Origin of the sequence: Psychromonas saccharinae (assembly GCF_051201515.1) — a bacterium.
In the GTDB taxonomy this organism is placed as follows: domain Bacteria; phylum Pseudomonadota; class Gammaproteobacteria; order Enterobacterales; family Psychromonadaceae; genus Psychromonas.
The window spans coordinates 4,032,526-4,052,769 of sequence record NZ_CP195153.1 but is presented as its reverse complement, the minus strand read 5'-3'; the positions used below and the strand labels follow the sequence as shown (position 1 = coordinate 4,052,769).

General features: G+C 39.2%; 14 protein-coding genes and 4 tRNA genes. 14 read left to right on the top strand and 4 right to left on the bottom strand.

Annotated features, from left to right (window positions below; translation table 11 throughout):
* Window positions 1–59 precede the first annotated feature (59 nt).
* Both ssb and ACR30L_RS18120 read right to left on the bottom strand, forming a co-directional pair.
* A complete protein-coding gene (gene ssb, locus ACR30L_RS18125) occupies window positions 60–683 on the bottom strand; it encodes a single-stranded DNA-binding protein (RefSeq protein ID WP_435235630.1) in 624 nt (207 codons plus the stop codon).
* Between the two features lie 19 nt (window positions 684–702).
* Entirely contained in the window at window positions 703–2,070 is a 1,368-nt protein-coding gene (locus ACR30L_RS18120) for an MFS transporter (protein ID WP_435235629.1), read from the bottom strand.
* A 123-nt stretch (window positions 2,071–2,193) separates the two neighbouring features.
* Here ACR30L_RS18120 and ACR30L_RS18115 point away from each other — a divergent pair, with 123 nt between their 5' ends.
* A complete protein-coding gene (locus tag ACR30L_RS18115; protein ID WP_435235628.1) occupies window positions 2,194–3,036 on the top strand; it encodes a 23S rRNA (adenine(2030)-N(6))-methyltransferase RlmJ in 843 nt (280 codons plus the stop codon).
* 18 nt (window positions 3,037–3,054) lie between these two features.
* Here ACR30L_RS18115 and ACR30L_RS18110 read toward each other — a convergent pair whose 3' ends face one another.
* Together ACR30L_RS18110 and mutS are read right to left on the bottom strand one after the other, a co-directional pair.
* The gene (locus ACR30L_RS18110; protein ID WP_435235627.1) at window positions 3,055–4,509 is read right to left on the bottom strand and encodes a hypothetical protein; all 1,455 of its coding nucleotides are present in this window, start codon (window positions 4,507–4,509) and stop codon (window positions 3,055–3,057) included.
* An 86-nt stretch (window positions 4,510–4,595) separates the two neighbouring features.
* Entirely contained in the window at window positions 4,596–7,172 is a 2,577-nt protein-coding gene (mutS, locus tag ACR30L_RS18105; RefSeq protein WP_435235626.1) for a DNA mismatch repair protein MutS, read from the bottom strand.
* A gap of 42 nt (window positions 7,173–7,214) precedes the next feature.
* Here mutS and ACR30L_RS18100 point away from each other — a divergent pair, with 42 nt between their 5' ends.
* The 13 genes from ACR30L_RS18100 to ACR30L_RS18040 all read left to right on the top strand — a co-directional run bounded on the left by ACR30L_RS18100 (window position 7,215) and on the right by ACR30L_RS18040 (window position 20,207).
* On the top strand, window positions 7,215–7,706 hold the full coding sequence (locus ACR30L_RS18100) for a CinA family protein (protein ID WP_435235625.1): 492 nt from the start codon (window positions 7,215–7,217) through the stop codon (window positions 7,704–7,706).
* 71 nt (window positions 7,707–7,777) lie between these two features.
* Complete coding sequence (locus ACR30L_RS18095) at window positions 7,778–10,084, top strand: EAL domain-containing protein (protein WP_435235624.1); 2,307 nt, start codon at window positions 7,778–7,780, stop codon at window positions 10,082–10,084.
* A gap of 82 nt (window positions 10,085–10,166) precedes the next feature.
* Entirely contained in the window at window positions 10,167–11,210 is a 1,044-nt protein-coding gene (gene recA / locus ACR30L_RS18090; protein WP_435235623.1) for a recombinase RecA, read from the top strand.
* A 236-nt stretch (window positions 11,211–11,446) separates the two neighbouring features.
* Complete coding sequence (gene alaS / locus ACR30L_RS18085) at window positions 11,447–14,050, top strand: alanine--tRNA ligase (protein ID WP_435237924.1); 2,604 nt, start codon at window positions 11,447–11,449, stop codon at window positions 14,048–14,050.
* Window positions 14,051–14,105: 55 nt separating this feature from the next.
* Window positions 14,106–15,338 (top strand): aspartate kinase, encoded by a 1,233-nt coding sequence (locus ACR30L_RS18080; protein ID WP_435235622.1) that lies wholly within the window; start codon window positions 14,106–14,108, stop codon window positions 15,336–15,338.
* Between the two features lie 102 nt (window positions 15,339–15,440).
* On the top strand, window positions 15,441–15,623 hold the full coding sequence (csrA, locus tag ACR30L_RS18075; protein WP_435235621.1) for a carbon storage regulator CsrA: 183 nt from the start codon (window positions 15,441–15,443) through the stop codon (window positions 15,621–15,623).
* 168 nt (window positions 15,624–15,791) lie between these two features.
* A tRNA-Ser gene (locus tag ACR30L_RS18070) sits at window positions 15,792–15,884 on the top strand.
* A gap of 21 nt (window positions 15,885–15,905) precedes the next feature.
* A tRNA-Arg gene (locus ACR30L_RS18065) sits at window positions 15,906–15,982 on the top strand.
* 65 nt (window positions 15,983–16,047) lie between these two features.
* Window positions 16,048–16,124: transfer RNA gene (locus ACR30L_RS18060), tRNA-Arg, on the top strand.
* A gap of 84 nt (window positions 16,125–16,208) precedes the next feature.
* Window positions 16,209–16,285, top strand: a tRNA-Arg gene (locus ACR30L_RS18055).
* Window positions 16,286–16,979: 694 nt separating this feature from the next.
* Window positions 16,980–17,231 (top strand): OadG family transporter subunit, encoded by a 252-nt coding sequence (locus ACR30L_RS18050; protein WP_435235620.1) that lies wholly within the window; start codon window positions 16,980–16,982, stop codon window positions 17,229–17,231.
* 21 nt (window positions 17,232–17,252) lie between these two features.
* Window positions 17,253–19,067: a sodium-extruding oxaloacetate decarboxylase subunit alpha gene (gene oadA, locus ACR30L_RS18045; protein ID WP_435235619.1), complete on the top strand. Its 1,815-nt coding sequence runs from the start codon at window positions 17,253–17,255 to the stop codon at window positions 19,065–19,067.
* A gap of 9 nt (window positions 19,068–19,076) precedes the next feature.
* Entirely contained in the window at window positions 19,077–20,207 is a 1,131-nt protein-coding gene (locus ACR30L_RS18040; RefSeq protein ID WP_435235618.1) for a sodium ion-translocating decarboxylase subunit beta, read from the top strand.
* Window positions 20,208–20,244 lie beyond the last annotated feature (37 nt).

Genomic DNA, 20,244 nt, shown 5'->3' with positions numbered 1-20,244 from the left:
TAATTAAAAAAGCCGCTAGTTAGCGGCTTTAATGAATATTTTTTCAATTTTGTCTTTGGTTAGAACGGGATGTCGTCATCAAAATCCATTGGCGGTTCATTGTATTGAACCGGCTCTTGTTTTGGTTGCGCAGCTGGCGCTGGTCGTTGAGCTGGTGCTTGTGGAGGGCGACTTGCCGGTGTTGGCTGTTGGTAAGCTGGCGCCATTTGTGGTGCTGCTTGCTGAGCCGGTGCCTGCGGAGCACTTTGTTGAGGGGCATTTCCCCAGCTTTGTTGCGCACTAGGTTGTTGACTACCTGGTTGTTGTGGGCTGCTGCCATATTGTCCAGGTGCCTGTGCTTGATTACGCGCATCTAGCATTTGGATTTCGGATACAACGACTTCGGTTGTGTAACGATCTTGGCCATCTTGACCTTGCCATTTACGTGTTTGTAATTTACCTTCAGCGTAAATTTTAGCGCCTTTTTTTAGGTACTCACCACACATTTCACCAAGACGGTTAAACACAGTTAAACGATGCCATTCCGTTTTATCTTTACGCTCACCGGTTTGTTTATCTTTCCAGCTTTCAGTCGTTGCGAGTGTTAAATTTGCTACAGCGCCGCCATTTGGCATATAACGCATTTCAGGATCTTTTCCTAAATTACCGACTAATACGACTTTGTTTACACTACGGTTAAACATGTTTTTGCTCCGTTTTCTTTTAACTGTTTTTTAAAATATCTTTCGCTTCTTGCAGAGCAAAGACTTGATTATTTACCCGAAGATAAACAGTTTGTTCTTCGATGATCGTGACGACTTCTAATATGCCATTCAGTTTCAATAATTGCTCTGTTAACTGGGCTGCGTGATTTTCATCTTTAATATCAGCTGTATAGGTATAAGTACGAATTTTACTTAAATTATGCATTCCCCAGGAGATAATCAACCAGAGTAACATTAAACAAGCTAAACATAAAAATACGCCATTACTACCTAATAGTTTATAGGAAGTACCACCTACAATGCCACCACAAAATGCACCAAGAAATTGATATGTGCTGTAGATCCCCATAGCACTTCCTTTCGTACCTGCTGGGGAAAGCATCGATATAAAAGCCGGTAATGAGGCTTCTAGGAAATTAAATGCAGTAAAGTAAAGTAAAACACAGATAAACATTAGCGGTAAGGATTGTGATGAAAGTGCCATTGCGACTAGGCTGGTGGCCATTAAGGCAATCGCAAATAAAAAGAAGTGTTTATTCATGTTCTTTTTTGCACCGATAATTAACATCGGCAGCATTAAAATAACTGATCCTATCAGTGCTGGCAAATACAGTTGCCAATGCTTTTCAACCGTAAACCCAAGACTTTGGAGTTGCATCGGAAGCACCACAAATATTGCGGTTAGGGTCAAGTGAAGCATAAAAATGCCAATATCTAAGCGAAATAGTTGCGGATTTTTAATAAGTTGTAAAAGTTGTTTGGGAATCGCGCCCGTTTGTCCTCGAGGAGCCTGGATTATTGTCTTTGGCACTAAAAAATGTAGAACGGCAATGCCCGTTAATGCCCCTATTGTGGTTAATATAAATAAACCTTGTAAACCAAAAAGAGGAGCCAAAATAGGGCCGGCAACGAGTGCCAGCGCGAAGGCGACACCAATGCTCATACCAATCATCGCCATTGCTTTTGCTCGTTGTTCTTCTCGAGTTAGGTCGGCGGTTAATGCTAACACCGCGCTGGCAATTGCGCCGCCACCTTGAATTGCACGCCCAAGCGTAACACCATAAATACTGTCAGAAAAAGCAGCGATAATGCCACCCAATGCAAAAAGTAGTAAGCCAATAAAAATAACCGGTCGTCGTCCTATACGATCCGATAATATCCCGGCTGGTATTTGTAATAGTGCTTGGGTAAGTCCATATGCACCGATGGCAAAGCCAACCCACACTGGTGAATAACCGACTAAATGTTGCCCGTAAATAGCAAACACAGGCAGGATCATAAACAGCCCGAACATTCGTAATGCAAAAATAAGAGAGAGGGACAGTGCGCCGCGTTTTTCGATGGAGGTGAGAGAGTCGCTTGACATTATTGTTCCATTTTCAGGTTAATAATTTGAGGCGGAATAATAACATGCCATTGCGTATTAGCGAGGACATTTTTTAGGGTATAATGGTGGCTATTATGCGTTCTATTTTATTGGAGTATTTTTGTGCTGAGCTATCGCCATTCTTTTCATGCGGGTAATTTTGCAGATGTCTTAAAACATACGGTGTCTACCTCTATTCTTAATTACATGCTTAAAAAAGATAAACCATTTTGTTATCTCGATACACATTCCGGTTGTGGTGCGTATTCTCTCGATTCTAATGAGGCATTAAAAACCAATGAATTTTTAAATGGTATTGGGCCGTTATGGGGACGCACTGATCTACCGGATCCTGTTGCTGATTATCTTGAGCAGGTGACTGAGTTTAATGCGCAGAGTGAGTTAAATTTTTATCCTGGTTCACCGAGTATTGCGCTACAAATGTTACGTGACCAAGACCGGATGTTTCTATTTGAATTACATCCGAATGAATTTACTAATATGCGTGAAAATTTTTCAGGCAATCGTCAAATCAAAATGGCTAATAGTGACGGTTTAAAAGGACTTATTGCTAATATGCCTCCGAAAGAACGTCGTGGTTTTGTGCTAATTGATCCTTCTTATGAAATTAAAACGGAATATCAACAGGTGGTTGATACTTTAATTAAAGCGCATAAACGTTTTGCAACGGGAACCTATGCGCTTTGGTATCCAGTGGTTGATCGTCAGACTATTAGTACAATGGAACGAGAGTTGGTGCAATCAGGAATAAAAAATATTCAACTTTTTGAATTGGGGTTAAGTAAGGACTCAATGGAAAAAGGCATGACGTCGACGGGGATGATTGTGATTAATCCGCCTTGGACATTAAAGGCGGACATGGAAGCGTCTTTACCATTTCTGGCTAATACCTTGGGAATGCGCGGAGAAGGTTTCTATCGAATAGAAACCTTAGTTGAGGAGTAATCAAGTTTATTATTTTTCTTATTTAAAGGGCAGTAGCATACGTAACCTTGAATAGGTACCTTGTTTCTTTTTTGCCTCTTTTTTGGCAATGGTGTCTGCTTTTTCTAATTCAATAATGCCAGCGCGGTCGAGGGTAATGCGATAGCGCTCGAATTCTTGATTATATTCACCTAGGTTTAACGCAATAACCATATTTATTTGGTAGCGTCGTGCGATGGTAATGCCGTGAATTTTTTCTTTGTTCGCTGTCGGTGAATTCTGTTGGTAGACTTTATCGTTGCCACGTTCAAGGTAACGAGCAAAAGGGCGAAGACTAAATACAATATTTTCTTCAATACTTTCATAGCCAGCTTGAAAGCCCTGATAATTGACCTTTGTTTCGATTCGGAAATGTAAAAATTCGGCACTTTGTTTATTTTGTAAGTGTCGTTTTTCGAGTAAATTTTTAGTTTGGATGGGCAGCTTGTCTGATTTTATATAATCTAACCAAACTCGTTGTCGTGCGATTTCTTTATGATTAACCGCATCTTTAAGTGTCCGTGCCCATTTAGGTTTTCCCTTACGCACCCATTGCCAAAGTATTGTTTTGAAGTCATCTTTAAATACTTCTCGGATACCATAAATAATAGCGAGAACTAGAATCATTAAAGCGGTAATACTGCTAAAAACACCTTGCGTTTTGGTGATCAATATTAAAACAACACTCATAATTAATGTCGTCGCAACTCCCGCTGCGATTTTGCGTGTGATATTGCCTAATTCGATCGTGTTACTTTTGAAGATAACACCATATTCAATCAGTCTTCGCAGCAGCCGCATTTTATTTGCGATGCGGTTAGGATCGTTGATTGTTGCGGGGCTGTTGTAACATTTATCTTGTCGATATTGGTTTTCCTCTTCACAAATCTTGAGGATATGCTGGCGAATATCAGCAAATTCGGTTGTCCGTGATTTCTTGGCTAGCATGCGCAAAAGCGTTTGTTCTGTATACCAGGAAAGGTAGTTATCGACATTATCAAAAATAGACTGATAAACGGGATCGTTAAGAGTATGGCTGCGGTTTTTCTTTAGAATCGTTAAACAATGTTCACTTAATTCATTCGCGGCATGATAGAAGTCTGATAGTTTTTCATTTTCTTTTATATTTAATGCACTGTGACTATCGGTATCGAGGGCGACTAAGTATTGATAAGCAAATAGGTTTAAATTACTTTTATATTCTTCAGGTGAGCGCTTCATTCTCGTTGCAAAACGGGTATGCAATAATGGTAGATGCAATCCTTTCGTAAAATATGAACGCCGACCTTTAATGCCGGCGTTAAAATATTCATTTTCCGATAAGGTTTTCTGGTTAATGCCCATCTCCTTGGGTAATGCAAAGTAAATATCGACTTTACGATGCTCACCCTTATTAAGATGATGGACAAATTTTATTGATAGTTTTTCTTGTTTTTTAAGTCTGAATTTACGCAACTACTTCTCCTGATAATCGGAGGTATTATAAGCTTTGTTATTTCTGCTTTCCTTACATTTTTCAATATACAATCACTTATTTATTTCTATTCTTTAGCGACGACCAACTTTCTCATTTGATAAATAAGATCTAATGCCTTTCTCGGGCTTAATTCATCGGGATCGATGCTATTAAGTAAATCAATAGCGGGATCCGTTTCTGGTTGTGTAAAGTCTAATGCCGTTTGTATTGGTGCCGTGTCTTTATGAGCCAATGAACTGACTTCTAATTGATGCAGTTTATGTTTGGCATTTTCAACCACTTGTTTTGGCACGCCTGCTAATGAAGCGACTTGTAATCCATAACTTCTGTTTGCGGCACCTTCATGTACTGCATGTAGAAATGCGATACTGTCACCGTGCTCGATTGCATCTAGGTGAACGTTTACTAGCTCTGGAATGGTTTCCGGTAAACTGGTTAATTCAAAATAATGGGTTGCAAATAAGGTATAAGCTTGGATTTTTTGAGCGAGCTCTTCTGCACATGCCCAAGCCAGTGATAAGCCATCAAAGGTACTAGTACCTCGGCCTATTTCATCCATTAATACCAGACTGTTTTTTGTTGCATTATGAAGAATATTTGCGGTTTCAGTCATTTCTACCATAAAAGTAGAGCGTCCACTGGCAAGATCATCAGAGGCGCCAATACGGGTAAATATACGATCCACTGGTCCTATTTGAGCGCTTTGTGCTGGGATAAAGCTACCGATATGTGTCATTAATACCATTAATGCAACTTGGCGCATGTAGGTTGATTTACCGCCCATATTTGGGCCGGTAATAATAAGCATACGACGCTGATCATTGAGCGATATCGGATTAGCAATAAATGGGGTTTTACTGACTTGTTCAACGACTGGATGTCGACCTTCTTCAATAGTGATCCCCCTATCGGCAGATAATACAGGGCGAACATAATTAAGCGTTAGCGCGCGCTCCGCTAAGTTATTTAATACATCTAGTTCCGCGAGTGCCTGTGCAGTAAATTGCAGGTCTTTTAGATGCGGTAAGAGCAGATCAATTAATTCTTCATACAGTTTCTTTTCTAGGGCTAAGGCTTTGCCTTGACTCGATAATACTTTGTCTTCATGTTCCTTAAGCTCCGCAATGATATAACGCTCGGTATTTTTTAATGTTTGTCGGCGAATATAGTGTGAAGGTACCGCATCGGAATGTGCTCGACTCGTTTCAATGTAATAGCCATGTACGCGATTGTATCCCACTTTTAATGTCGATATTCCGGTTGCTTCACGCTCTCTTATTTCGAGTTTTTCTAAATAGTCTGTTGCGCCCTGAGCAAGATTGCGCCACTGATCGAGTTCTTGGTTATATCCTTCAGCAATTACTCCTCCATCGCGAATAATAACGGGGGGATTTTCGATGACAGCTTTTTCTAATAATTCCAGGAGCTCTGGGTAAGACCCCATTTCTTTACTGAGTTTAGTGACAAGTTCAGATGGCATTTCTGCAATTAAGTTTTGTAATTCAGGTAGAAGTGCAAAGGCACTACGCAAACGAGTTAAATCACGCGGTCTAGCGGAGCGTAATGCAAGTCGTGCAATGACGCGTTCTACGTCCCCGATTTGTTTTAATGGCTGCGCAAGTGCATCGGTGAGATCGCTATCAATTAATGTTTGGATCATACTTTGACGGTAATTAAGAATATTAAAGTTGCGAATTGGCTGGTGGATCCAACGTTTTAATAAACGGCTTCCCATTGGTGTTACCGTGCAATCAATGATATCCGCAAGAGTGTTATCAAACCCACCCGAAAGGTTTTGGGTTAATTCTAAATTCTTGCGTGTCGCTGCATCTAAAATAACGGTATCAATACTTTGCTCAAGTTTTATGGACTGGAGATGCGGTAAGCTAGTACGTTGCGTATCTTTGATATATTGCAACAAGGCGCCTGCAGCGCAAAGTGCAAATTCTGCTTTTTCGACACCAAATCCAATGAGATCTTTTGTACCAAATTGCTTATTTAAAGTCGTTTTACTGGTATTTAAGTCAAACTCCCATTCTGGTCGGCGGCGAATGGTTTGCAAGTGTTCAATAAATTCTAATGACTCAAAGTTTTCTGGGTAGAGTAATTCAGCTGGATTAAGACGTTGTAATTCAGCTTGAAGTGCTTCTGTATGTTTAAATTGATTAACGATAAATCGTCCACTGCCGATATCTAAAGAGGCGAAGCCAAAATTATCCTGTTGCTGATAAACCGCACATAATAAATTATCTTGGCGATCATCGAGTAGTGCTTCATCGGTAATGGTCCCCGGGGTGATTATCCGAACAATTTTTCGTTCAACGGGGCCTTTAGAGGTGGCCGGATCACCAATTTGTTCACAAATTGCAATTGATTCGCCCATTTCGATTAATTTAGCTAAATAACCTTCTACACTATGGTAAGGAACGCCGGCCATGGGAATAGCATTACCACCCGTTTTACCGCGTTGTGTTAGCGAGATCCCAAGTAATTGTGAAGCTTTACGAGCGTCGTCAAAGAACAATTCATAAAAATCCCCCATTCTATAAAACAATAGGGTGTCGGGGACTTCGCTTTTGATGGTTAAAAATTGTTGCATCATTGGCGTATGTTGTTTTAACTCTTGTTCTGTCGACTTCATAACTAATACACTTAATCAAAATAGTAAATGGCGGAGAAATATATGCTTACTGAAAAAACCGTTCAAGAATTAGCGCAAGTTTTGGTTGAAAAGCTCACGCTATCAGGGCTAATTGCTGCCACTGCCGAATCCTGTACCGGAGGTGGAGTAGCATACGCTATTACAGAAATTTCTGGAAGTTCACAGTGTTTCGATCGTGGCTTTATTACCTATAGCAATGATGCGAAGGAACAGATGCTTGAAGTTGATGCGCACGTACTTAAAAAGTATGGTGCAGTTTCTGAGCAGGTGGTCGAGCAAATGGCGATTGGCGCAACGGCTCATTCTAATGCTGATATTGCTGTTGCGATAAGTGGGATAGCCGGACCAAACGGTGGTACAGAAGAAAAGCCAGTCGGTACCGTTTGTATGTCTTGGTACAACGCACATGTCGGTAGTAAAACAGCTACTTATCTATTCGTAGGCGATCGTAGTGAAGTGCGTACGCAAGCAATACGTTTAGCGTTAATTGGTTTAATGGAGCATATCAATTAACCAAATTGATATGGTGTATTAAAATATATAGTTTAGTTATTGCTAATTAGTTGTTAGTAGGGGCACTGCCTATGCACAATATTTTTTCAAAGAGTCGAATCACTTCACCGGTATTTGTTACGTCATCAATATGCTTATTTATATTTTGTCTGGGTGTTTGTGTTTTTTGTTTTTATCTTTTTTTAGAGACAAATAATTTTAAATTTCTTTATTATGTTTTCGGAATCATTTCTGCTTTATTTCTCTTCTTCATTATTTTCTGTTATCGCCTTATCGCAAACTTAATTTCCTGTAACAGTATTATTAAAAATATACTCAATATGATGCCTGAACCCGTTGTGATTAAAAATCATCAGGGAGAGTTTGTCTTTGGTAATCAATATGTTGCTCAACTTTACGGCACAACACCAGAAGAGATGGTGGGTAAAGACGATGCTTATTTTACCGGTAATAAAGAACATGCCGAGTATTTTAAAAAAAATATCCAAGCGATTATGAAAAATAATAAATCAGAAGTCATTTACGAAGATTCCGTTGATGCAAAAACGGGAGAGATTCGTCATTTTCATTCCCTCAAAGTGCCTTTTACTAATCCGCTTGGTGAGAAACATATCATTGTTATCGCGCGCGATATTTCTGAAATAACCATTGCTAAGAATCATGCGGAAAAAGATAAGTTACGACTTGAATCTGTTTTAGGTGTTTCTCAAGAGGGGTTGTGGGAATGGAATATTCGAACAAATGAAGTATTACATAATAGACAATGGGAATTAATTAGCGGGATTGAAGGAAGCCAAGAATCATTTCAAGAATTTGAAAATTGTATTTTACCGGAAGATAAAAGTATCGTGGATAAGGCGCTATCTGATTTAATGACAGAGAATAAATCCTACGACGTTGAATTTAGAATACAAAAGCCAAATGGCGATGTTATTTGGGTTTGGGATAGAGGGATGGTTGTTGAAAATGATGAACAAGGCAAACCAATATGGGTAGTTGGTATTGTTCAGGACATTACAGAGCAAAAATATAATAAGGAAAAAGTTGAGTCGCTTGCCTATTATGATCAGTTAACCCATCTCCCTAATCGTGTCTTACTTGATAAACAATTAAATGACATGATTGCTAATTGTAATGGTGCCTATAAAGCCGTACTGTTTTTAGATTTAGATCGCTTTAAATTACTCAATGATACCTATGGCCACCATATGGGAGATCGTTTATTGATCCAGATTGGGGAGCGGTTAAATAACTGTATTAATGGGAACGGTGTTATTGCACGATTTGGTGGCGATGAATTTGTTGCTCTTCTTTCTGATCTTGGTACTGATGCCGATACAGCTACGGTGCGGGCAGAGAAAATAGCAGAGCGTATAAGAGGCGAAATCGCATTACCTATTCATTTAGATAGTGAAGTTAAATCATTAAGCATTGAATATACAATCACAACAAGTATTGGCGGCGTGATTTTTAAGTCAGACCACACCTCGCCAGAAAAACTTCTTCAACTTGCAGATCTTGCTTTGTATCAAGTAAAGGCTGAAGGAAGAAACGATGCGATAATTTTTGATTTAGAAATGCAAAAAGAGTTACACCATACAAATTCATTACAAAAAAGCATGCGAGCTTCATTGGATAATGGATATTTTTGTATTTATTTACAACCGAAATACAACAAAAATGAGGATATTACTGGCGCTGAAGCTTTAGTTCGTTGGAATCATCCTATTCATGGGCTTGTTCCTCCCACTAAGTTTATTAGTATTGCTGAAGATATTAATTTAATTATTCCCTTGGGTAATAACGTGTTGCACTTGGCTTGTAAGGAATTAGCAAAATGGCAAGCGAATGAAAACACCAAGCATTTAACGATGGCAGTGAATTTGAGTGCTAAACAAATTTGGCAAAAAGACTTTGTTGAAATAGTGATTAATATTATTGAGCAGTATACCGTTGACCATACAAAACTTACTCTCGAAGTGACAGAAACGATGTTGCTGCATGATATTGATGATGCGATAGAGAAGTTAACTTTATTAAAAAATTATGGAATACATATTTCTTTAGATGATTTTGGAACCGGCTACTCTTCATTGAGCTACTTAAAATCTTTGCCTATAGATGAAATTAAAATAGATAGATCCTTTGTAAATGATATTATTGATGATCAACAAGCCAATGTGATGGTGAAATCAATTGTCGATTTGGGTAATAACTTTCATTTAGGCGTTGTTTCTGAGGGCGTAGAAACAAAAGTACAATTTGAATTATTAAAATCCTATGGTATTGAATGTTATCAAGGCTACTATTTTAGCAAACCACTGCCAACAATGGATTTTGATTTGCTACTAAAGGCCGTTGGTTTAATAACAGAATAAAATAATATTATAAATAACTTGATACTGTGCAAATCAACAGTATACTGTTTTTATGAACAGCATAACCTATTTTGGAGAAAACATGAGTCAGGATATAAATAAAGATAAAGCATTAGCTGCAGCACTTGGCCAAATTGAAAAACAATTTGGTAAAGGTTCAATTATGCGCTTAGGTGATGGCGCAGCAGCAATGATGGAGATTGAATCGGTCTCAACTGGCTCATTAGGTTTAGATGTTGCGTTGGGTATAGGCGGATTGCCCTATGGCCGTGTTGTTGAAATATACGGACCAGAGAGTTCTGGTAAAACGACATTGACATTACAGGCTATTGCAGAAGCGCAAAAGCAAGGTAAAACCTGTGCCTTTATTGATGCTGAGCATGCTCTTGATCCTATTTATGCAAAAAAATTAGGCGTAGATGTTGATAATTTGCTTATTTCACAGCCAGACACCGGTGAGCAAGCATTAGAAATTTGCGACATGCTAGTGCGTTCAGGTGCTGTTAATTTAGTTGTTATTGACTCCGTTGCAGCATTAACACCAAAGGCCGAGATCGAAGGCGATATGGGTGATTCACATATGGGCTTACAGGCTCGTTTAATGTCTCAAGCATTACGTAAATTAACGGGTAATATTAAACAAACTAACTGTTTAGTTATCTTTATTAACCAAATTCGTATGAAAATTGGTGTTATGTTTGGTAACCCTGAAACAACAACTGGTGGTAATGCACTTAAATTTTATGCGTCCGTCCGTTTAGATATTCGTCGTATTGGTTCAATTAAAAATGGTGATGAAATTGTTGGTAATGAAACTCGCGTAAAAGTGGTTAAAAATAAAGTTTCACCTCCGTTTAAACAAGCTGAATTCCAAATCATGTACGGTGAAGGGATTAATCACTTTGGCGAATTAATTGATTTAGGTGTAAAACAAGACTTCGTCGAAAAAGCGGGGTCTTGGTATTCTTATAATGGGACCAAAATTGGCCAAGGTAAATCAAATGCCTGTCAATTCTTGCGTGAAAATCCAGCTGCGGCAGAAGAGTTAGAGGCTAAAATTCGCGAAGCTTTATTGCCAAAAGATGAAGCTGTAAAAGATGCTAAAAACGCAGAGGAAGAAGCATAAAAGTTTAAAAGCTTAAAATGCCAAATTAGCAAAGCGTATATTGATACGCTTTGCATATCTCTTTCTGTAAAATCAACCTCATCTACGTTAACCACTTGCTTTATCCCTTGATTCATACTTTCCCCGTACCATGCTCCGTGTTATATTGACCGCTACTATTTTTTAAACCATTTGTTCTTTTATCAAGTCATTTTAAAAGTGCAAATTGATACATTTATTTGGAATAAATCATGACCATGATTAAGTCGACTTCTGAGATTCGCCAAGGGTTTCTCGATTTCTTTACTAATAAGGGCCACCAGACCGTCAGTAGTAGCTCACTGGTACCTGATAATGATCCAACTTTGCTATTTACTAACGCAGGGATGAATCAATTTAAAGATACATTTTTAGGAACTGAAAAAAGAAATTATACACGTGCAACTTCAAGCCAACGTTGTGTACGTGCGGGTGGTAAACATAATGACCTCGATAATGTAGGTTATACAGCACGTCACCATACTTTTTTTGAAATGCTAGGTAACTTTAGTTTCGGCGATTATTTTAAGCGCGATGCGATTACCTTTGCTTGGGAATTTTTAACCGTTGAGTTAAAACTTCCGAAAGAAAAACTATGGGTGACGGTATTTAATGAAGATCCTGAAGCAGAGCGTATTTGGATTGAAGAAATTGGTGTAGATCCTGCTCGTTTATCACGTATCGGAGCAAAGGATAATTTCTGGTCAATGGGCGATACTGGGCCATGTGGTCCTTGTTCTGAAATCTTCTATGATCATGGCGAGCATATCTGGGGGGGACCTCCTGGGACGCCGGAAGAAGATGGTGACCGTTATATCGAAATTTGGAATCTGGTCTTCATGCAATTTAATCGTCATGCTGATGGGAAGATGGAAAACCTACCAAAACCTTCCGTTGATACGGGGATGGGATTAGAGCGTATTTCTGCCATTCTACAAAATGGTCACTCTAATTATGATATTGATCTTTTCCAAGCTTTAATTAAAAAAGTATCAGAGGTTACGGGCTGTACTGATCTTGAAGATAAATCGTTACGAGTTGTTGCTGACCATATCCGGTCCTGTGGCTTTTTAATTTGTGACGGTGTTATGCCATCAAATGAAGGCCGAGGATATGTGTTACGTCGTATTATTCGTCGTGCTGTTCGTCATGGTAATAAACTGGGGGCAAATGGTGTTTTCTTTTATAAAGTCTATGAAGAACTGATTAATCAAATGGGGGATGCATATCCTGAATTGCTGACTCAGCGTGAATTTGTAGAGAAAGTATTACGTCTTGAAGAAGAGCAATTTGCAAAAACCTTAGATCGTGGATTACAGATTTTAGATAATGCATTAGAAACATTACAAGGCACTGTTATTCCAGGTGAGTTAGTTTTCAAACTGTATGATACCTACGGTTTCCCTGCAGATTTAACGGCTGATATAGCACGTGAGCGAGACCTAACAATTGACCAAGATGGTTTTGATAAAGCCATGGAAGAACAACGAACGCGTGCGCAACAAGCGAATCATTTTGGTACCGATTATAATGATCACCTAACCGTTGAAGAAACAACTGACTTTATTGGTTACGAAGATCTTGAAGGTAATACAAAAGTAGTCCAGTTGATTAAAGATGGTGCTTTTGTTGATTCTCTGAGCGAAGGCGATAAAGGACAAGTTATATTAGAAACAACGCCTTTTTATGGCGAGTCGGGCGGTCAGTCAGGTGATACAGGACAGTTAATACTTGAAAATGGTGTGTTTGTTGTTACTGATACACAAAAATCGAGCCATGCGTTTTTGCATACTGGATTTATTCAAAGTGGTTCATTAGCACTTAATGACAAGGTTAAGTGTCAAGTGGATGAATCACGTCGTCATGCGATTGCATTACATCATTCTGCAACACACTTATTGCATGCAGCTTTGCGTAAAGTACTTGGTGAACATGTAACCCAGAAAGGGTCTCTCGTTGACGCAGATAAATTACGCTTTGACTTCTCTCATTTCGAAGCGGTTTCGGCTGAAGAGTTAAAACAAGTTAATGATCTTGTTAACCAAGCGATTCGTAATAATGTCGAAGTATCAACTGAATTAATGGATATTGAGCAAGCTAAATCGTCGGGTGCAATGGCGTTATTTGGTGAAAAATACGATGATGTTGTTCGTGTTGTTCAAATGGGTGATGTATCTATCGAGTTGTGTGGCGGTACACATGCACAGCGAACGGGTGATATGGGTATCTTTTTAATCAACTCTGAATCAGGTATTGCTGCTGGTGTCCGACGAATTGAAGCATGCGTTGGTGCGGTCGCAGAACAGGCCGTTACAAAAGTGATAGGTCAGGTTGATAAGGTTTGTGCTTTAGTGAAAGGCGATCATGATTCCGTTGCTGATAAGGTTGCTCAAGTATTAGATCATACGAAACAATTAGAAAAAGAAGTGGCGAAGTTAAAAGCCAAAATAGCAAGTGCTGCCGGTGCTAATTTAACGGATGGTGCGATTGAAATTAATGGTGTTAAGGCTGTTATTGCGAATATGGAAGGTGTTGACCCTAAATCGTTGCGTGACAGCGTAGACCAAATTAAGAATAAATTGCAGTCTGGAATTGTGGTGTTAGCAACGGCTGTATCAGATGATAAAGTCAGTTTAATTGCTGGTGTTACTAAGGATTTAACTAAAAAAGTCAAAGCAGGTGAGCTGGTTAATGTTGTTGCAATTCCTGTCGGTGGTAAAGGTGGAGGTCGTCCTGATATGGCAATGGCGGGTGGTAATAATCCCGCTGCGTTGAAAGATGCGCTTGCGTTAGTTGAGCCGTGGTTAGCTGAACGTCTATAACACCTCCTGCTGTGTCGTGCAGCAGGTTAATATTTACAATATTTGAGAAATTATAATGGCATTAATTGTTCAAAAATATGGCGGGACCTCGGTGGGTAACGTTGAACGGATAAAGGTTGTTGCTCAAAAAGTTAAAGCAACAAAAGAAGCGGGTAATGATGTGGTTGTGGTTTTATCTGCTATGTCAGGTGAAACTAACCGTATGATTGCACTTGCGAAGCAATTTAATGAGCATCCTAGTCAAAGAGAAATGGATGTATTATTAACGACCGGCGAACAAACGACGATTGCGTTATTGACCATGGCATTACATGATTTGGATATTGATGCGGTGTCAATGACGGGTGATCAAATCCGTATGAAAACCGACGGTAGTCATGGTAAAGCAAGAATTTTAGATGTTGAAACTGAAAATCTTCAGCAACATTTACAAAAAGGCCGTATTGTTGTTGTCGCTGGATTTCAAGGGCGGTCACCAGAGAATAATATAACCACGCTGGGACGAGGAGGTTCTGATACCTCTGCCGTTGCTATTGCTGCTGCTTTAAAGGCTGATGAGTGCCAAATTTATACGGATGTAGATGGTGTTTATACAACAGACCCTCGTGTTGAGCCAAATGCACGTCGTCTCGATAGCATTACATTTGAAGAAATGTTGGAAATGGCAAGTTTAGGAACGAAAGTATTACAAATTCGTTCAGTAGAGTTTGCTGGTAAATACAATGTGCCACTTCGTGTTTTATCTAGTTTTAAAGATGGTGGCGGTACATTAATTAGTTATGAGGAAAATAAGATGGAATCTCCGGTTATTTCTGGCATCGCGTTTAATCGTGATGAAGCGCGTTTAACTTTGTCTGGTGTACCGGATCAACCCACCGTAGCGGCACAAATTCTTTCGCCAATCTGTGGTGCTAATATTGATGTGGATATGATCGTTCAAAATACATTAGGTGATGGTAAAACAGATTTTACATTTACCGTTCATAATGATGATTATCTTCATGCTAAGGAACTTTTAGAAGAAGTTTGTGTCAGACTTGGAGCAAAAAGTGTTCAAGGAAGCAGTGATATTGCAAAAGTTTCTATTGTCGGTGTTGGTATGTGGAATCATCCTGGCGTCGCAAAAACAATGTTCGAAACATTAGGCCAAGAAGGGATTAATATTCATCAGATAACAACATCAGAAATTAAAATCTCTGTGTTGGTTGATAGTAAATACCTAGAACTGGCTGTTCGCTCATTGCATAAAGCGTTTGAATTAGATGTTGAACCAAAAGAAGAAAAATAGTTCTTTCAGCACTATACTGTAAGATATTGTAAGAAATCGAAATTCTATTTGTACAAGTGCAAATAGAATTAATGGAAATAAAAAATATAATAGGGGCAGTGTATGCTTATATTAACTCGCAGAGTTGGCGAAACTTTAATGATTGGTGACAATGTTACCGTGACTGTTTTAGGTGTAAAAGGTAATCAGGTACGTGTTGGTGTTAATGCACCGAAGGAAGTATCAGTGCATCGTGAAGAGATTTACATGCGTATTCAAGCAGAAAAAGAGAACGGTAATAGTTAATTATTGCAACGAATATAAAAGAGCTTAATTGCTCTTTTTTGCTTTAAGAGGGGATGTTGTTCACTCATAAGTCATGAGTTGCTTGTTTAATAGTCAAATAGAATAAGATTGTTAAAAAATGTTTGACTTGTTTTTATAAGACAGTAATATGTGCGCCAACAAGACGACGGTGGGGTGGCCGAGTGGCCGAAGGCGCTCCCCTGCTAAGGGAGTAACGGGTTTATAGCCTGTTCGAGAGTTCGAATCTCTCCTCCACCGCCATTTTGTTAAAAGATTCTTAAAGCGGGTGTAGCTCAGCTGGATAGAGTACCTGGCTACGAACCAGGCGGTCAGGGGTTCGAATCCCTTCACCCGCACCATCTTTTATTAGTAGTAACAGATGTGCGTATTAAGAATAAAAAATTAAAAACAAAAGAATATCGCGGCGGGTGTAGCTCAGCTGGATAGAGTACCTGGCTACGAACCAGGCGGTCAGGGGTTCGAATCCCTTCACCCGCACCATTCTTTGATAATAGGCTTACTTCGGTAAGTTTTTTTGTTTTTAAGAGCTTAATAATATTAAACCACTTAATATTATGACACCATGCGGGTGTAGCTCAGCTGGATAGAGTACCTGGCTACGAACCAGGCGGTCAGGGGTTCGAATCCCTTCACCCGCACCATCTCTTTATTTCCTCTCTTTCTTTTTTCATGATTTTTCTATTTTCGATTTATTTCATGATTGTCGGGTATAAAAAAGAGTTATTAAGCACAAAAATCACATCCCAAGCTTTCCTAAATTTTTTTCCTTGTTTTTTATGATCTTGACAGCAAAATTAAATGTTAAAAGGGTCTTATAATAAAGTGTTCTCAGCTGGTTTTATTGTTAATTTATCGGAGTTTTACATCTGTATCCCCGAGGGTATTGGTTAATTTATATAAGTATTCAGCTTAAATGAATATTTATACTTTTTGTTTCAGCATAATAAATAAAACCGTTTTGATTGAAATTTGACTTGGCAATAGTGCTTTTACAGTCGTATTTGGCACTGAATAGCTTTTATTTATAAGCATATTATTTTTAGTGTTTAGTTTATCGGTGTTCACAATATTGCTTGTCTTTCAATTGAGCACAATATTTCGTATGATATGCTGTTCCCACAGTAAAGCTCATCAACTATTATGAAATAGTTAATTTAGTGGTTTTAACAAAGAAATAGCTTTTTATTTGACTTTTAAGGGGGCATAAAGAGAGGTCTGCGACTTATTTAGTCTTTTTGAAAACCATAAAAAAATAAATGGCTATGAATATTTATTCAGAATAACGAATGCATCTATAAATATTGATCTGTTACCTACAACTATAGGATATAAAGTATGGATATTACCGAGTTATTATTAAAGGCAATGACGCTGTTAGGGTTAGGAATGACCTTTGTATTTATGTTTTTAGGTTTATTGATGATTGCTATCAAGTTATTAGCAATGTTTGTACACGCAGATCAACCTACCGTCGCGACTAAGCCAGTCCAAAAGGCAATTAAGCCTCAGTCATCAGATATCGATCCAAAAGTTGTTGCGGCTATCAGCTCTGCTGTCATGCAATACCGTAAAAGAACAACGGCATAAAATCTTAGAGGGAATGATAAAATGAATAAAAATAAGAACGCGTCTAAACCACTAGCAATCACTGAATTAGTATTGCGCGATGGGCATCAGTCTTTATTTGCTACCCGAATGCGTATCGATGATATGTTACCTATCGCAGCAAAACTCGATCAAATGGGGTATTGGTCGATTGAGAGTTGGGGAGGCGCAACGTTTGACTCTTGCATTCGTTATTTAGGAGAAGACCCTTGGGATCGCATTCGTGAATTAAAAGCAGTTATGCCCAATACACCACAACAAATGTTATTACGTGGCCAAAATTTATTAGGCTATCGCCACTATGCTGATGATGTTGTTGAAAAATTTGTTGAACGTGCACACGAGAACGGTGTTGATGTGTTCCGTATTTTTGATGCGATGAATGACGTGCGTAATTTTGAAGCAGCGATTAAAGCGGCCATTAAAGTTGGCGGGCATGCTCAAGGGGCGATTTCTTATACAACCAGCCCTGTTCATACCATTGATAATTGGGTTGATACAGCTAAACGACTCGAAGATATGGGCTGTCATTCATTATGCATAAAAGATATGGCTGGATTACTTAAACCCTATGCAGCTGAAGAGTTAGTTACTAAAATTAAAGCCAGTACTGATATTCCTCTCGCACTCCATTGTCATGCAACGACGGGCTTAAGTTTAGCTTCTCAACAAAAAGCAATTGATGCAGGAGTCGATATTCTTGATTCATCTATTTCTTCTATGAGTATGACCTATGGACACTCTGCAACAGAAACTCTCGTTGCAATGGTAGAGGGTGAGGCGCGTGATACCGGATTAGATTTACATAAACTCGAAGAGATTTCTGCTTATTTCCGTGATGTTCGTAAAAAATATGGGAAATTTGAAGGTGAATTAAAAGGGGTTGATCCTCGAATTTTAATTGCTCAGGTACCCGGTGGTATGTTGACCAATATGGAAAGCCAATTAAAACAGCAAGGCGCTGCGGATAAGATGGATGAAGTATTGAAAGAAATTTCAGTTGTCCGTAAAGATCTTGGTTATATTCCATTAGTAACACCGACATCACAAATTGTGGGGACACAATCCGTGATCAATGTGTTGATGGGAGAGCGTTATAAAAATATCACTAAAGAAACGGCTGGGGTTTTAAAAGGTGAGTACGGTGCAACACCCGCACCTGTTAATACAGAGTTACAGGAAAAAGTGTTAGACGGTGGCCAACCTATTACATGTCGACCTGCAGATAATATTAAGCCAGAAATGGATCATATTATTTCCGAGTTAAAAAAAGTGGCGACAGAAAAAGGAATTAAGCTTGCTGAACAAGAAATTGATGATGCACTGATTTATGCTTTATTCCCTGAAATTGGGTTGAAGTTCCTACAAAACAGAGATAATCCAGATGCGTTTGAGCCTGTTCCGAGTGTCGATGATGTCGCTTCTTCTGCACCGGTTAAAGCCGCGACTAAAAGCAAAGCAGAGACATATTCTGTTGCTGTAGATGGTCAGTTATTTACTGTGCAGGTTGGTCCTGAGGGCAGTATCGATGGTATTGTTCCTGCGGCTCCTACGGCAAACTTGACCACATCGACCGCTGCGCCAGTACAAGCACCTGCTGGAGAAGGGGAAGATCTTACTGCGCCATTGGCTGGTAATGTTTTTAAGGTACTCGCAAAACAAGGTGATCAAGTAAGCGAAGGGGATGTACTGCTTGTGTTGGAAGCGATGAAGATGGAAACTGAAATCAGAGCGGTTAATGCAGGCGTAGTACAAGCTATATTAGTCAAAGAAGGCGATGCTGTAATAGTGGGTGAACCACTGTTTACAATCGGTTAAGGGAATCATGTGGACGGATTAATAAAACTTTGGATGGACACAGGGATTGCTAACTTTGCCTTAGTCGACCTAGTCATGATTGCGGTTGGTTGCATCCTTTTATTCTTAGCGATTGCTCGTGGATTTGAGCCATTATTATTACTCCCTATTGGTTTTGGGGCAATATTGGCGAATATTCCTAATGCAGGGTTTACTGAAGATGGTGGGGTGCTTTATTACATCTACCATGTTGGTATTGAAACGGGGATTTTCCCATTAATTATTTTTATGGGGGTAGGGGCTCTCACCGATTTTGGTGCATTGATTGCGAATCCTAAAACATTGTTTTTAGGCGCTGCGGCTCAGTTTGGTATTTTTGCAACGCTATTTGGTGCTATTTTACTTAACTTAATTCCAGGATTTGAATTTACTCTACAAGATGCTTCTGCGATTGCGATTATCGGTGGCGCAGATGGGCCGACAGCAATTTTCTTAGCCTCTAAGTTAGCTCCTGATTTACTTGGTGCTATTGCTGTTGCTGCTTATTCATATATGGCGTTGGTGCCTATTATCCAACCGCCTATTATGCGAGCACTAACGACAAAAGAAGAACGCTCAATAAAAATGGAACAGTTACGCGTCGTTAGCAAAAAGGAAAAAATTATTTTTCCACTTGCTGTCTTGATGTTAACCATTCTATTTTTGCCCGCTGCGACACCATTAATTGGTATGTTTTGCTTAGGTAATTTAATGCGTGAATCAGGTGTTGTTGATCGTTTAAGTCATACGGCACAAAATGAGTTAATCAATATTGTTACTATTTTCCTTGGATTAGGTGTTGGTTCAAAACTATCAGCAGATAAATTCTTAAACTTGGAAACATTAGGCATCTTAGCCTTGGGGGCGATTGCATTTTCAATTGGTACTGCCTCCGGTATTATGATGGCAAAATTGATGGGTAAATTTTCTAAAAACCCAATTAATCCACTTATTGGTGCTGCTGGCGTCTCTGCTGTTCCGATGGCTGCACGTGTGGCAAACAAAGTAGGATTAGAATCAAATCCTTATAACTTTTTATTGATGCATGCAATGGGACCAAATGTTGCGGGTGTACTTGGTAGTGCAGTTGCTGCGGGTGTCTTACTTGCGTTAGTGGGTTAATGTATCATCATTGAATTAAAAGGTCGCATTAGCGGCC

Bases quoted from the DNA above. Each gene is read 5' to 3' on its own strand.
- ssb (WP_435235630.1), bottom strand. From the start codon at position 683: ATGTTTAACCGTAGTGTAAACAAAGTCGTATTAGTCGGTAATTTAGGA.
- ACR30L_RS18120 (WP_435235629.1), bottom strand. From the start codon at position 2,070: ATGTCAAGCGACTCTCTCACCTCCATCGAAAAACGCGGCGCACTGTCC.
- mutS (WP_435235626.1), bottom strand. From the start codon at position 7,172: ATGAAGTCGACAGAACAAGAGTTAAAACAACATACGCCAATGATGCAA.
- ACR30L_RS18100 (WP_435235625.1), top strand. From the start codon at position 7,215: ATGCTTACTGAAAAAACCGTTCAAGAATTAGCGCAAGTTTTGGTTGAA.
- ACR30L_RS18095 (WP_435235624.1), top strand. From the start codon at position 7,778: ATGCACAATATTTTTTCAAAGAGTCGAATCACTTCACCGGTATTTGTT.
- recA (WP_435235623.1), top strand. From the start codon at position 10,167: ATGAGTCAGGATATAAATAAAGATAAAGCATTAGCTGCAGCACTTGGC.
- alaS (WP_435237924.1), top strand. From the start codon at position 11,447: ATGATTAAGTCGACTTCTGAGATTCGCCAAGGGTTTCTCGATTTCTTT.
- ACR30L_RS18080 (WP_435235622.1), top strand. From the start codon at position 14,106: ATGGCATTAATTGTTCAAAAATATGGCGGGACCTCGGTGGGTAACGTT.
- csrA (WP_435235621.1), top strand. From the start codon at position 15,441: ATGCTTATATTAACTCGCAGAGTTGGCGAAACTTTAATGATTGGTGAC.
- ACR30L_RS18050 (WP_435235620.1), top strand. From the start codon at position 16,980: ATGGATATTACCGAGTTATTATTAAAGGCAATGACGCTGTTAGGGTTA.
- oadA (WP_435235619.1), top strand. From the start codon at position 17,253: ATGAATAAAAATAAGAACGCGTCTAAACCACTAGCAATCACTGAATTA.